The sequence below is a fragment of the Mesorhizobium sp. P2_D5 genome (genome assembly GCF_056404355.1).
Genome location: NZ_JBFUEE010000002.1, coordinates 875,339 through 889,189, shown reverse-complemented (window position 1 = coordinate 889,189; position 13,851 = coordinate 875,339). Strand labels below are relative to the sequence as shown.

At 62.3% G+C, this 13,851-nt stretch carries 10 protein-coding genes; 3 read left to right on the top strand and 7 right to left on the bottom strand.

The window, feature by feature from the left end:
- Nucleotides 1–2 precede the first annotated feature (2 nt).
- The 7 genes from glgA to AC1DYW_RS10955 form a co-directional block, all read right to left on the bottom strand.
- A complete protein-coding gene (glgA, locus tag AC1DYW_RS10985; protein ID WP_457153596.1) occupies nt 3–1,448 on the bottom strand; it encodes a glycogen synthase GlgA in 1,446 nt (481 codons plus the stop codon).
- A 91-nt stretch (nt 1,449–1,539) separates the two neighbouring features.
- A complete protein-coding gene (gene glgC, locus AC1DYW_RS10980; RefSeq protein WP_477226152.1) occupies nt 1,540–2,805 on the bottom strand; it encodes a glucose-1-phosphate adenylyltransferase in 1,266 nt (421 codons plus the stop codon).
- A 50-nt stretch (nt 2,806–2,855) separates the two neighbouring features.
- Nucleotides 2,856–5,069, bottom strand: a complete 2,214-nt coding sequence (gene glgB, locus AC1DYW_RS10975) for a 1,4-alpha-glucan branching protein GlgB (RefSeq protein WP_477226151.1) — start codon at nt 5,067–5,069, stop codon at nt 2,856–2,858.
- Nucleotides 5,070–5,251: 182 nt separating this feature from the next.
- Nucleotides 5,252–7,720, bottom strand: coding sequence for a glycogen/starch/alpha-glucan phosphorylase (locus tag AC1DYW_RS10970; protein WP_477226150.1), 2,469 nt, complete (start codon nt 7,718–7,720; stop codon nt 5,252–5,254).
- A gap of 132 nt (nt 7,721–7,852) precedes the next feature.
- Nucleotides 7,853–8,656 (bottom strand): ATP-binding cassette domain-containing protein, encoded by an 804-nt coding sequence (locus tag AC1DYW_RS10965; protein ID WP_477226149.1) that lies wholly within the window; start codon nt 8,654–8,656, stop codon nt 7,853–7,855.
- A complete protein-coding gene (locus AC1DYW_RS10960; protein ID WP_095089737.1) occupies nt 8,632–9,750 on the bottom strand; it encodes an ABC transporter permease in 1,119 nt (372 codons plus the stop codon). Before AC1DYW_RS10960 ends, AC1DYW_RS10965 begins: the two co-directional genes overlap by 25 nt.
- A 97-nt stretch (nt 9,751–9,847) precedes the next feature.
- Nucleotides 9,848–10,864: a substrate-binding domain-containing protein gene (locus AC1DYW_RS10955; RefSeq protein WP_457151332.1), complete on the bottom strand. Its 1,017-nt coding sequence runs from the start codon at nt 10,862–10,864 to the stop codon at nt 9,848–9,850.
- 210 nt (nt 10,865–11,074) lie between these two features.
- Between AC1DYW_RS10955 and AC1DYW_RS10950 the strand changes: the two genes are divergently transcribed.
- From AC1DYW_RS10950 to AC1DYW_RS10940, 3 genes are read left to right on the top strand one after another with little or no spacing between them, the layout of a single operon-like run.
- The gene (locus AC1DYW_RS10950) at nt 11,075–12,301 is read left to right on the top strand and encodes an ROK family transcriptional regulator (RefSeq protein ID WP_477226148.1); all 1,227 of its coding nucleotides are present in this window, start codon (nt 11,075–11,077) and stop codon (nt 12,299–12,301) included.
- Complete coding sequence (locus AC1DYW_RS10945; protein ID WP_095089731.1) at nt 12,301–12,747, top strand: RbsD/FucU family protein; 447 nt, start codon at nt 12,301–12,303, stop codon at nt 12,745–12,747. Before AC1DYW_RS10950 ends, AC1DYW_RS10945 begins: the two co-directional genes overlap by 1 nt.
- The gene (locus AC1DYW_RS10940; RefSeq protein ID WP_477226147.1) at nt 12,744–13,667 is read left to right on the top strand and encodes a carbohydrate kinase family protein; all 924 of its coding nucleotides are present in this window, start codon (nt 12,744–12,746) and stop codon (nt 13,665–13,667) included. The genes AC1DYW_RS10945 and AC1DYW_RS10940 overlap by 4 nt, the downstream gene beginning before the upstream one ends.
- The last annotated feature ends 184 nt before the right edge of the window (nt 13,668–13,851 follow it).

The following is a 13,851-nucleotide window of genomic DNA, read 5'->3' as shown; positions in this document are numbered from 1 at the left end:
CTTCAGGCAACCCTTTTCGAAAGCAGCAAGCGATAGAGTTCGACATATTTTTCGGCGCTCTTGTCCCACGACACATCGGCTTTCATGCCCTGGCGCTGCAGCGATTCCCAGACCGCCGGACTGGCATGTGCGTCGACGAGGCGGCGCACGGCGTGCAGCAGGGCGCCGCCATTGTTGGGCGCGAACTGGAAGCCGGTCGCGACGCCGGCCGAGACGGCGGCCTCGTTGGCATCGATGACCGTATCGGCCAGGCCGCCGGTGCGGGCAACCAGCGGCACGCAGCCATAGCGCAGGCCGTAAAGCTGCGTCAGCCCGCAGGGTTCGAAGCGCGAGGGAATGACAATGGCGTCGCAGCCGCCTTGCATGATGTGCGACAGCCCCTCGTCATAGCCGATGACGACGCCGATGCGGCCACGATGTCGAGCTGCGGCTGCGAGCAGCGCGCCTTCGAGGCCGGCATCGCCCGAACCCAGGATGGCCAGCCGGGCGCCCCTGGCAACGATGCCGTCGACGACCATCGCCAGTATGTCCATACCCTTTTGCCAGGTCAGGCGGCTGATGACGCAGACGATCGGGCTGTCGTCGCGCTCGAGGCCGAAGCGGTCCTCCACGGCAGCCCTGTTGGGCGCGCGCGCCTTCAGCGTCGCGGCCGTATAGTCGGAGACCAGATGCTTGTCGGTTTCCGGGTCCCAGATGCCGGTGTCGATGCCGTTGACGATGCCATAGAGATCGCTGGAGCGCATGTTGATAAGGCCGTCGAGGCCCATGCCGAATTCGGCCGAGCGGATCTCCTGCGCGTAGGTCGGGCTGACGGTGGTGATTGCCCAGGCCGCTTGCAGGCCGGCCTTGAGGAAGCCGACGCCGCCATAATATTCGACGCCGTCGAGCGCCATCGCCACCGCCGGCAAGCCAAGCTCGCCGAAGATGCCGGCGCCGAACTGGCCCTGGAAGGCAAGGTTGTGGACGGTCATCATCGAGGGGACACCAACCGCCTTGCCGTAGCGCATGTATGCAAGCGTCATCGCCGACTGCCAGTCATGGGCATGGACGATGTCGGGCTGGTAGCCGGAGATGGCCCCGCCGGCGATGTCGCCGCCGACCTGGCTCAGCGCCGCGAAACGCCGCCAATTGTCAGGCCAATCGACGCCGGTCGCATTGCCATAGGGGCCGCCGGGGCGGTCGAACAGATGCGGCGCGTCGAGCACGAACAGTTCGAGCCCGGCGAGCTGGACGGAATGGACGGAGGCCTTGGCGCCCTGCAGCAAGGGATATTGCAGAACGGCCTTCTTTTTCTTGAAGGCCGCCATCACGGTCGGAAAGCCGGGAATAAGCGTGCGCATGGTCACGCCCTTGGCCGCCAGTGCGATGGGCAGCGCACCGGTCACGTCGGCAAGCCCGCCGGTCTTGATCAGCGGAAAAATCTCGGGCGTGACCGACAGAACCTGCATGCGCCTACAATCCGATCCTGTCTGTCCTAGAGCCCTTTGTCTTGACCCAATTCCGGACGGAAAACCGTTTCACACTTTTCCTGGAATTGCTCTAAAGCGCCAGCTTGTCGATCATGTCCTGGGTGACCAGGCAGATGCCCTTTTCAGAAACACGGAAGCGCTTGGCGTCGAGGACGGGGTCTTCGCCAACCACCAGCCCTTCCGGTATCCTAACACCATGGTCGATGACGACGCGCTTCAACTTTGCGTTCCGGCCGACATGAACGTCGGGCAGCATGACCACTTCTTCGAGCGTCGAATAGGAATTGATGCGCGCACCGGTGAAGATCAGGCTTCTCTTCAGCGAGGCACCCGAGACGATGCAATCGCCCGAGACCAGCGAGGAAACGGCGGAGCCGCGGCGGCCATCCTCGTCATGCACGAACTTTGCCGGCGGCTTCAATTCGGCATAGGTCCAGATCGGCCAGTCGCGATCGTAGAGGTCGAGTTCCGGCGTGACGTCGGTCAAATCGATGTTGGCTTCCCAATAGGCGTCGACCGTTCCGACATCGCGCCAGTAGGCCTCGTTCTCGGCGGTCGAACGGACGCAGGACTTGGCGAAGCGGTGGGCGATCGCCTTACCGTGCTGGACGATATAGGGAATGATGTCCTTGCCGAAGTCGCGGCTCGAGCCCGGCTCGGCCGCATCACGGCGCAGTTGCTCCATCAGGAACTTGGTCTTGAAGACGTAGATGCCCATCGAGGCCAGCGCGAACTCCGGCCTGTCGGGAATGCCGGGCGGATCGGCGGGCTTTTCGACGAAGGCAATGATGTTGTCCTTGGCGTCGACATGCATGACGCCGAAGCCGACGGCTTCCATGCGCGGCACTTCGAGGCAGCCAACGGTGACGTCGGCATTGGCGTCGACGTGCTGGCGAAGCATCATCTCGTAGTCCATCTTGTAGATGTGGTCGCCGGCGAGGATGACCATGTATTCGGGCCCGTAAGCCTCGATGATGTCGATGTTCTGGTAAACCGCGTCGGCCGTGCCCTCATACCACTGCGTTTCCGAAACACGCTGGCTGGCCGGCAGGATGTCGAAACTCTCGTTTCGCTCGGGTCGCAGGAAGTTCCAGCCGCGCTGCAGATGACGGATCAGCGAATGCGCCTTGTACTGGGTGGCGACGCCCAGGCGGCGAATGCCGGAATTGAGCGCGTTGGAGAGCGCGAAGTCGATGATGCGCGTCTTGCCGCCGAAATAGACGGCCGGCTTGGCGCGTCGGTCGGTCAGTTCCTTGAGGCGGCTGCCGCGGCCGCCGGCCAGTACATAGGCCATGGCATCGCGCGCCAGCGGCTGGGTCCGTTTCAAGTCTGCCATTTCTAGCCTCCCAAGTTACTCAGTCTCGACATGTTACCCGGTTTCGGGGGTCAGTCCGCAACGAGTTCGAGCATGATCGTCGACAGCGGCGGCAGAAGCATCGTTGCCGAGATGCCGCCTCCCTCCGCCAGCGCCTCGACCATGCCGCCATTGCCCTTGCCGGAACCGCCATATTCCGCGGCGTCGGTGTTGATGATTTCGCGCCAGTTTCCGGCCGTCGGCAACGGCACGCGATAATTGTCGCGCGGCACCGGCGTGAAATTGGAGATGACCGCCACCGGGCTGCCGCCCGGTGCACTGCGCAGCCAGGCAAAAACCGAATTCTGGCTGTCGTCGACGATCAGCCAGGAAAACCCTTCCGGTTCGCAATCGCGGCCATGCAGCGCCGGGCGCGAACGGTAGAGATAGTTGAGATCGCGCACCGTTTGCCAGACGCCGCGATGCGGGCGGAACTCAAGCAGGTTCCAGTCGAGCGCGCGTGCCTCGCTCCATTCGCGGCGCTGCGCGAACTCCTGCCCCATGAACAGCAGCTTCTTGCCGGGATACCCCCACATGAAGGCGTAGTAGGCGCGCAGCGTCGCGAATTTCTGCCAGTCGTCGCCGGCCATCTTGCCAAGCAGCGTACCTTTGCCGTGCACGACCTCGTCATGCGAGAGCGGCAGCACGAAATTCTCCGAGAAGGCGTAGGTCAGGCCGAAGGTGAGATCGTTGTGGTGGTGCTTGCGGAATATCGGCTCCTTGGAGAAATACTCCAGCGTGTCGTGCATGAAGCCCATGTTCCACTTGAAGCCGAAGCCCAGCCCGCCTTCATGCACCGGTGCCGAGACCTTCGGCCACGAGGTCGACTCCTCGGCGATGGTGATCACGCCCGGATGGTGGCCGTAGACCTCCTTGTTCATCTTCTGCAGGAAGCTGACCGCCTCGAGGTTCTCGCGGCCGCCCTTCTCGTTGGGGATCCATTCGCCCTGCTTGCGCGAATAGTCGAGGTAGAGCATCGAGGCGACCGCATCGACGCGAAGCCCGTCGACATGATATTTCTCGGCCCAGAACAACGCGTTGTTGACCAGGAACGACACCACCTCGCGGCGGCCGAAATTGTAGATCGCGGTGTTCCAGTCGGGATGAAAGCCCTTGCGCGGATCGGCGTGCTCATAGAGCGCGGTGCCGTCGAAATGAACGAGGCCGTGCTCGTCGACCGGAAAATGCGCCGGCACCCAGTCGAGGATGACGCCGACGCCGGCGCGGTGAGCGCCATCGACGAAGCGGGCAAAGCCGTCGGGATCGCCGAAGCGGGCCGACGGCGCATAAAGTCCGGTTGTCTGATAACCCCACGACGGATCATAGGGGTGTTCGGAGATCGGCATGAACTCGATGTGGGTGAAGCCGGTCTCGACTGCATAGGGGATCAGCCGGTCGGCCAGTTCGTCCCATGACAGGAACGTGCCGTCGTCGCGAAGTTGCCAGGAACCGGCATGGACCTCGTAGATCGAGATGGCTTCGCGCCGATGATCGGCATTGCGCCAGAAACTGCGATGGGCCTCGTCGCCCCACGGATGGGCCGGCGGCACCGCGGTCACCGAGGCGGTCGCCGGCCGCAATTCGGACTTGAAGGCGAACGGGTCGGCCTTCAGCGGCAGCCTGACGCCATCGGGCCCGATGATCTCGTATTTGTAGGGCCGGCCGGCGCCGATATCGGGAATGAACACTTCCCAGATGCCGGTGTCGCGTCGGTCGCGCATCGAATGCCGGCGGCCGTCCCATTCGTTGAAATCGCCGACCACCGAGACGCGCCGCGCGTTGGGAGCCCAGACGGCGAAATGCACGCCCGTGGCACCCTCATGCTCGATGACATGCGCGCCGATTTTGTCGAACAGCCTCAGATGCGAGCCCTCGGCGATGTAGTAATCGTCCATCGGCCCGAGCACCGGACCGAACGAATAGGGATCCGTCAGCCACCAGTCGCCGCCGGCGTTCCTGGCATGATAGCGCAGCGGCTGACGCTTGCGGATCAACAGCTTGCCTTCGAAAAACCCACCGTCGTCGCGCCTCGACAGTTCACCGGCGATGTTGCCGGTCAGCGTATAGGCGGTGACGAACTCCGCGTGCGGGACAAAGCAGCGGGCAAACAGGCTCTTGCCGACCTCATGAACGCCAAGGATAGCGAAGGGATCGCCATGCGTGCCGGCAACAATCGCCGCGACATCGCTGGCTGCCGCCAGTCCGTCCGGCCCGCTTGTCGCAGCGGTCGCGCGCGGCTTCTTCATCAGGCAGTGTCCCTCCCCGGGCACGACTCTTTGTTCTTGTGCATGTCATTACCCCAAAACCGCTAGGCACTTTTGGGCGACATGCACCAATGTTTGTTTCGTGCCTGTCATTGTCCCAAAACGGCTATGCACTTTGGGCGACATGCAACGAGACCGATTGTTCGCGGCCTCATGCAATCACATCAGACAGGCACGTTCCAGATTTCTTTCGCATATTGGCGGATCGTGCGATCGGAGGAGAACCAGCCGACACGCGCAACGTTGCGGATTGCCTTGGCGTACCAGTCGGGACTGTTGCGCCAGACGGCATCGACTTCGCGCTGCATCGCGGTGTAGGCGTCGAAATCGGCGGCGACCATGAACCAATCGCTCTGATAGAGACCGTTGATCAAGTCGCGGTAACGCTCCGGATCGTCCGGCGAGAAGACGCCCGACGATACGGCGGCGACTGCCTGTGCCAGTTCGGGCGATGCTTCGATCACAGCGCGTGGGTTGTAGCCATTGTTGCGCCGCTCGGCGACCTCGGCAGTGGTCAGGCCGAAGATGAAGATGTTGTCGTCGCCGACGCACTCCTTGATCTCGACATTGGCGCCGTCGAGCGTGCCGATGGTCAGCGCGCCGTTCAGCGCGAACTTCATGTTGCCGGTGCCCGACGCTTCCATGCCGGCGGTCGATATCTGCTCGGATAGGTCGGCAGCCGGCATCATGATCTCGGCCAGGCTGACATTGTAGTTCGGCACGAACACCACCTTCAGCAAACCGCGCACGGCCGGGTCGCGGTTGATGACCTTGGCGACGTCGTTGGCGAGTTTGATGATCAGCTTGGCGTTGTGATAGCTGGGCGCCGCCTTGCCGCCGAAGAACTTTACGCGCGGCATCCAGTCACGCTCGGGGTGCGAGCGGATCTGGTCGTAGAGCGCGATCGCTTCGAGGATGTTCAGGAGCTGGCGCTTGTATTCATGGATGCGCTTGACCTGGATATCGAACAGCGCCGAGGGATCGACCTTGATGCCGAGCCGGTCGGCCACGAGATTGGCCAGCCGCACTTTGTTGGCGCGCTTGACGGCGGCGAACTTGTCGCGAAAGGCGGGATCGTCGGCGAAGGCATCGAGATCCTTGATGGCGTCGATGTCATCGAGAAAACGGTCGCCGATCGCCTCGCGGGAAAGCGACGTCAGCCCGGGATTGCACTGAATCAGCCAGCGCCGCGGCGTGATGCCGTTGGTCTTGTTGTTGATGCGATCGGGATAGAGCTTGTGCAGGTCGGCGAACACTGTCTCCTTCATCAGGTCGGTGTGAAGAGCCGAAACGCCGTTGATCGAATGCGAGCCGACAAAGGCCAGGTTGCCCATGCGCACCCGGCGGTCGCCATTTTCCTGGATCAGCGAGATGCGGCTGATCTGCTCGTCCGAGAACTGGTCGGAGGCACGCGCCTCCAGAAGCACTTCGGCATTGATCGCATAGACGATCTGCATGTGGCGCGGCAAAAGCCGCTCGAACAGCGGCACCGGCCAGCTTTCCAGCGCTTCGGGAAGCAGCGTGTGGTTGGTGTAGCCGAAGGTGCGCTTGGTGATGCTCCAGGCCTGGTCGAAGTCCATACCGTGGACGTCCATCAGCAGACGCATCAGCTCCGGCACCGCGATGGCCGGATGGGTGTCATTGAGATGGATCGCCGCCTTGTCGGGCAGCGACTTAAGATCACCATACTGGCTGAGATGGCGCTGGACGATGTCCTGCAGCGAGGCGGTGGAGAAGAAGTACTCTTGCCTGAGCCGCAGCTCCTGCCCGGCCTTGTGCGAATCCGCGGGATAGAGCACGCGTGACAGGGCATCAGCCTTGTTGCTTTCGGCAAGCGCGCCGATGTGGTCGCCGGCATTGAACTTGTCGAGCAGGATCGGATCGACCGGCATGCCCGACCACAGCCGCAGCGTGTTGACGCGGTTGGCCCGCCAGCCAACGACGGGCGTGTCATAGGCGACGGCTAGGACATGCTCGGTCGGCTTCCAGACATGGCGTTCGAGCCGGCCGTCCTTCGAGGTGATCGATTCCACCGAGCCGCCGAAACCGACCTCGAAGGAGCGTTCGCGCCGTTCGAACTCCCAGGGGTTGCCGTGATCGAGCCAGGTCTCGGGCAGTTCGACCTGCCAGCCGTCGTGAATCTCCTGGCGGAACATGCCATTGGCGTAGCGGATACCGTAGCCATGCGCGGGAATATCGACGGTCGCCATGCTTTCCATGAAGCAGGCCGCGAGCCGGCCGAGGCCGCCATTGCCAAGTGCCGCATCCGGCTCGAGTGCGGCGATGAGGTCGAGATCGACGCCAAGCGAGGACAAGGCTTCGCGCATATTGTCCATCAGGCCGAGATTGGAGAAGGCGTCGCGCATCAGACGGCCAATAAGGAACTCCAGCGACAGATAGTAGACGCGCTTTTCCTTCTGGTCGTAGGCCTCTTTCGTCGCCTGCATCCAGTGATCGACAATACGGTCGCGCACGACCTTGATCGAGGCGGTGAGCCAGTCGTACTGGGTCGCGACGGTGGTATCCTTGCCGACCCTGTATTTGAGGGCCATCAAGACTTCCCTTGCGAGCGTCTGCGGGTCAGGATTTTTGAGCAGTGGCGGGAGGGGTTCGGATGTCATAGCGCGCGTCATGCTGCCTCTCGTACGGTTGCCATGATCATACCGGCTTTCATCGTTCCTCCCAGCCCATGCTAGCCGATACTCCCACATGTTCAATCGATTTAGATGAACCCGCGCGGAGTTACCCTGCGGCAATTTGACAGTTCAGGCCGCCAGTGCCGCCTCCGGCGGAACCTTGGCTCCCGTCATGAAGGCCACGGCATCCGACATCGTATATTGCTTGGGATCGATGACGCAGAGGCGACGGCCCAGGCGGTGGATGTGGATGCGGTCGGCGACCTCGAAGACATGCGGCATGTTGTGCGAGATGAGCACGATCGGCAGCCCGCGCCTCTTCACGTCAAGCATCAACTCAAGCACACGGCGGCTTTCCTTGACGCCGAGGGCGGCGGTCGGCTCGTCCATGATGACGACGCGGCTGCCAAAAGCGGCGGCGCGCGCCACCGCAACGCCCTGGCGCTGACCGCCGGAGAGCGTTTCGACGGGCTGGTTGATGTTCTGGATGGTCATCAGCCCCAGTTCGGAGAGCTTTTCACGGGCGATCTTCTGCATCGCCGAGCGGTCGAGCCTTCGCAGCCACTGTCCGACAAAGCCCGGTTTGCGGATCTCGCGGCCGAGAAACATATTGTCGGCGATCGATAACGCCGGGGACAGCGCAAGGTTCTGGTAGACGGTCTCGATGCCGGCCACACGCGCCTCGATCGGTGAGCGGAAATGCACCGGCTGGCCATTGAGTTCGATCGTGCCTGAGTCCGGAATGACCGCCCCACATAGCGCCTTGACCAGCGTCGACTTGCCGGCACCGTTGTCGCCGATGACAGCGAGGATTTCGCCTGGCAACAGGTCGAAATCGGCATTGTCGAGGGCAACAACCCTGCCGTAGCGCTTGTTGAGGCCTCTAGCTTGAAGGACCGGAGTGTCGTTCATGCCGAAATTCTCCTGATCCATTGGTCGATGGTGACAGCAACGATGATCAGCACGCCCACGGCGAAGTCCTGCCACAGCAACTCAAGCCCGGAAAGCGCAAGGCCGTTGCGGAAAACGCCGACGATCAAGGCGCCGATCAGCGTTCCAACGATCGAGCCGCGGCCGCCAAACAGGGAGGTGCCGCCGATCACGACAGCGGTGATGGAGTCGAGGTTTGCGGTCTGGCCTGCCTGCGGGCTTACGCCACCGATGCGCCCGATCAGCACCCAGGCGGCGATCGCGCAGATGAAACCGGCGAGCCCGTACACGGCGATCAGGGTCCGTTTGGTGTTGATACCGGCCAGTCTGGCTGCATCCGGATCATCACCAGTGGCGTAGATGTGTCGACCCAACGCCGTTCTGTTCAGCACGTACCAAATAACGAACGCCAGGATCAACATGACCAGCGAACCATAGGTCAGCACCCAGCCTTTCAAAAAGGTCCAGTCGAGCCCGAGCGTTTTTGAGAAGAAATCATAAGGTTTGAAGATCGTACCCGTCCACTGCAGGAATGGCGCCGCCGCCTCCATGTCCTGCTGGCGAATGGTTTCGCTCTGGGAATACCAAACGTTCAGCGCGCCAAAAATGCTCCAGGTGCCAAGCGTGACAATAAAGGGCGGCAAGCGCAGCATCGTCACGATCAGGCCGTTGACGACGCCGCATGCCAGACCGCAGAGCAACCCGAGCGGAAATGCGATCAATACCGGAACGCCGTAGACGACCGCGGTCCGCCCCATCACCACCGAGCACAGGATCATGATAGCGCCGACGGACAGGTCGATTCCGGCCGTAAGGATTATCAGCGTCTGCGCCACACCGAGCACAGCGATGATCGTCACCTGCTGCAGCACCAACGAAAAGTTGAACGGAGCAAAAAACTTGTCCGGCGCTGCAATCGAAAAGATGACCACACCCAACAGCAGAACGAAAAAAGGAATGGACGTGGGAAATTGATGAAGGAAGGCCTGGAGGCGGCGGATCGCGCCGGCATCCGACTCATCAAAACTGGCCAGGGCTTCAGTGGCACCCTTCAGCCCGCGTTCGGCGGTGACCGAACCCGCGGTATCGTCGCTCATCAGGCAATCCTCCCCAACGCCTCGCTGTCAGGGGGCGCCACGTGCGCCCCCTTTGAGTTCTGGACAATAGTCTTCATGGAATGATGTTGAAAGGCGCTCAGCCCCAGCAGAGCTTCAGGCCTTCCTCGACCGAAATCGACGTCACGCCCTCAACCGGCTTGGCTGTGATGAGTTGCGCACCGGTGTCAAGGAAGCCCATCTTCGGGTCGATATCCGGAATCTTGCCCGAGACGATCGCCTCTAGCGCCATCGCCGCCATCTTCAGCGGATACTGCTGGCTGGTCGCACCGATTACGCCTGCCTGAACGTTCTTCACGCCAGGGCAACCACCGTCGATCGAAACGATCATCACGCTGCCGTCATCCTTGCCTACTGCCTTGAGCGCTTCCCACGCACCGGCCGCGGCGGGCTCGTTGATTGTGTAGACCACGTTTACATCCGGGCACTTCTGCAGCGCGTTCTCCATCGCCGTGCGGCCCTTCTCCTGGTCCCCTTGGCTGATTTCGTGATCGCAGATACGCTTGTCGTCTTCGTCGCCGTATTTGTTGGGATCCTTCACGTCGATCCCGAAGCCCTGCATGAAGCCCTGATCGCGCAGAAAATCGACGGTCGGCTGGTTGGTCGCGAGATCGAGAAATACGATCTTGGCGTCCGCTGCCTTGTCGCCCAGGGTCTTGGCAGCCCACTGACCGATCAGCATGCCGGCCTTGCGGTTATCGGTCGCAAAGGTCGCGTCCGCAGCGTCCATCGGATCGAGCGGCGTATCGAGCACAATCACCTTGAGGCCTGCGTCGCGCGCCTTCTTGATGGTCGGCACAATCGCCTTCGAGTCGCTCGGCACGATGGCAAAACCCTTTGCGCCGGCCGAGATAAGGTTCTCGATCGCCGCCACCTGGCCGTCATTGTCGCCGTCGAACTTGCCGGCGGCGGCGATCAGGGTAACGCCAAGTTCCTTAGCCTTGGCCTGAGCGCCCTCACGCATTTTCACAAAGAACGGATTGGTTTCGGTCTTGGTAATCAGGCCGACGGTATCGGCCGCATACGAGGCGCCTGCCATCGCGCCGTAAAAGGCAAGGCCGGCAACAGCCGCCTTCATGATATTCCATTTACCCATGACTTCCTCCCAATGATGCATTTTCGGGTGCCGGCCAACCGGCCTCCATGGCATCCACGACATTCTCCCAGCATGGACGCCTTATCGCAACAGACACCAGTCGACGATTGCTGTCAATAATTAAATCACTCTTATTTATTATTGACAGCCTTGCGCCATTCACCCATTCTGACCCAAAAGCAGTGAGGGGAAACGACGGGAGGAACAAAGGTGGAGACCGGCATTGCGAGGCACGGTTCGCCTGAGGCAGCCGAGAGCCGTCTGCACCGTGGCACCAACCAGAGCGGCATGCGGGACCACAACGAGCGGTTGGTGCTCTCGCTGGTGCGCCAGCACGGCAGCCTGGCGAAGTCCGACATCGCCCGCATGACCGGGCTTTCGGCGCAGACGGTTTCGGTCATCATGCGCGAACTGGAGGAAGAAGGCCTTCTGCTGCGGCAGGCGCCGCTGCGCGGCAAGATCGGCCAACCCTCGATCCCGATGGCGCTCAACCCCGACGGCGCCTACTTCATTGGCCTGAAGATCGGCCGCCGCAGCGCCGAACTCGTGCTGATCGACTTCCTTGGCCAAGTCCGTTCGATGCTGCAGCATTCCTACCGCTACCCGGCGCCACGCGAGACCGTGGAGTTCGTCACCACCGGCATGAAGAAGATGCGTGGCGAGCTGACGCCCGCGCAGGACAAGCGCATCGCCGGTCTGGGCATCGCCATGCCGTTCGAATTGTGGAACTGGGCCGATACCGCAGGCGCGCCGCGCGATGCCATGGACGAATGGCGTCATCGCGACATCAGGGCGGACATCCAGGCACAGTGCGATTTTCCGGTTTACCTGCAGAACGATGCGACTTCGGCCTGCGGCGCTGAACTCGTCTTCGGCCAGACCGGTGCTGCGCGCGACTTCGTTTATTTCTACATCGGCGCCTTTGCCGGTGGCGGCATCGTGCTGAATGGCCGGCTTTTCGGCGGGCCAACCGGCAATGCCGGAGCACTCGGCTCGATGCCCGTGCCGGGGACGGATGGCAAGCCGACCCAGCTGATCGATGTGGCGTCCATCGCCATGCTCGAAAAGGCGCTCAATGCGCGCGGCGTCGAGGCTTCGCATCTGTGGACGTCGCCGGAAGACTGGGGCGAGATCGGCCCCGAACTCGATGACTGGATTGCCAGCGCCTCGCGGGCGCTCGCCTATGCCATCGTTGCAGCATCCTCGGTCATCGATTTCGAGGCAGCGGTGATCGACGGATGGATGCCGACGGCAGTGCGCCGCCGGCTGGTCGACGCCATCATCGCGGCCATCGCCACGATCGACGGAGAAGGCCTGAAGCTTCCTGCCGTCCGCGAGGGAACCGTCGGCATCCACGCCCGGGCGCTCGGCGGCGCCAGCCTGCCGCTCTCCGAACGCTTCCTGATTGGTTCGACGACGATTTCCAGGAGTGCCTGATGCTGATCGGAATCCCGGCGCTGCTTGGTCCGGAGCTTCTGGCGACATTGCGCGCCATGGGCCATGGCGACGAGATCGCGATTGTCGACGGAAACTATCCGGCAGAAGAGCAGGCCAACCGGCTCATCCGAGCCGATGGTCATCATCTCCTGCCGGTGCTCGACGCGATCTTGAGCGTGCTGCCGGTCGACGATGCCGTGCCAGAGGCGCTGTTTCGCGCCTCGGTCAAGGGAGATCCCTCGCTTGCCGATCCCGTGCATCACGAGATCGAGGCGCTGTGCGCAAAACGCGCGCCCGGTCGCAAGGTGGTTGCGCTGGCCGGCGCCGACTTCTATGCACGGGTCAAATCGGCGCATGCCATCGTCGCGACAAGCGAGCCTCGGCTCTACGCCAACATCATCATCCGCAAGGGCGTGATCTATCCGCCGGAGACCAGGAAGCCATGATCCTTTGCTGCGGCGAAGCCCTCATCGACATGCTGCCGCGCACGACGACCAACGGCGAGCCGGCCTTTGCCCCCTATGTCGGCGGCGCCGTGTTCAACACGGCCATCGCGCTCGGGCGGCTGGGCGCGCCGGCCGGGTTCTTTTCCGGCCTGTCGTCGGATTTGTTCGGCGGTCAGTTCAGGGATGCGCTTGGGGCGAGCAAGGTCAGCTCCACCTATGCGCACACGTCACCACGGCCAACGACGCTTGCTTTCGTCAAGCTGGACAACGGCCAGGCGACCTACACATTCTATGATGAAAACACCGCCGGCCGCATGCTGACCGTCGACGACCTGCCGCAGCTCGGCAACGAGATCGAGGCCATGCTGTTTGGCGCCATCAGCCTGATCTCCGAGCCAGCCGGCAGTGCCTATGAGGAGTTCATGAAGCGCGAGCATGACAGCCGCGTCATGATGCTCGACCCCAACATCAGGCCGAACTTCATCCCTGACAAGGCCAAGCACCTCAGGCGCATCCGCGCCATGATGGCGATGGCCGATATCGTGAAACTGTCGGATGAAGACCTGAACTGGTTCGGCGAAGCTGGCTCGCACGAGGATGTTATCCGCAACTGGCTCGACCGCGGCCCGAAGCTGATCGTCGTCACGCATGGCAGCGAAGGCGCCATAGGCTACACCAAGGAACACGCCGTGACGGTGATGACGGAGAAGGTCAAGGTGGTCGACACGGTCGGCGCCGGCGACACGTTCAATGCCGGCATCCTCGCTTCGCTGCAGGAACAAGGCCTGCTGACAAAGACAGCAATCGCCGGCCTTTCGCAGGACGCCATCGGCAAGGCACTGGCGCTTGGCAACAAGGCGGCGGCCGTGACCGTCTCGCGGGCTGGCGCCAATCCGCCCTGGCGGCATGAGATCGCCTGACCAGGTCTCGAAGGGCTCAAGACAGATCGGGCTTCTCGATCACTTTATGTTTCGCAGGGCCGATCTCAGGGATTATCAAGGTAGGATCGGGCCCGACGAAGGCCGGATTTCCGGCATATCGCGAAGAACACGCCGGAAAATACAGGTAACAGACTGCGACACTTGCGCAATTCGCGGTTTTGCT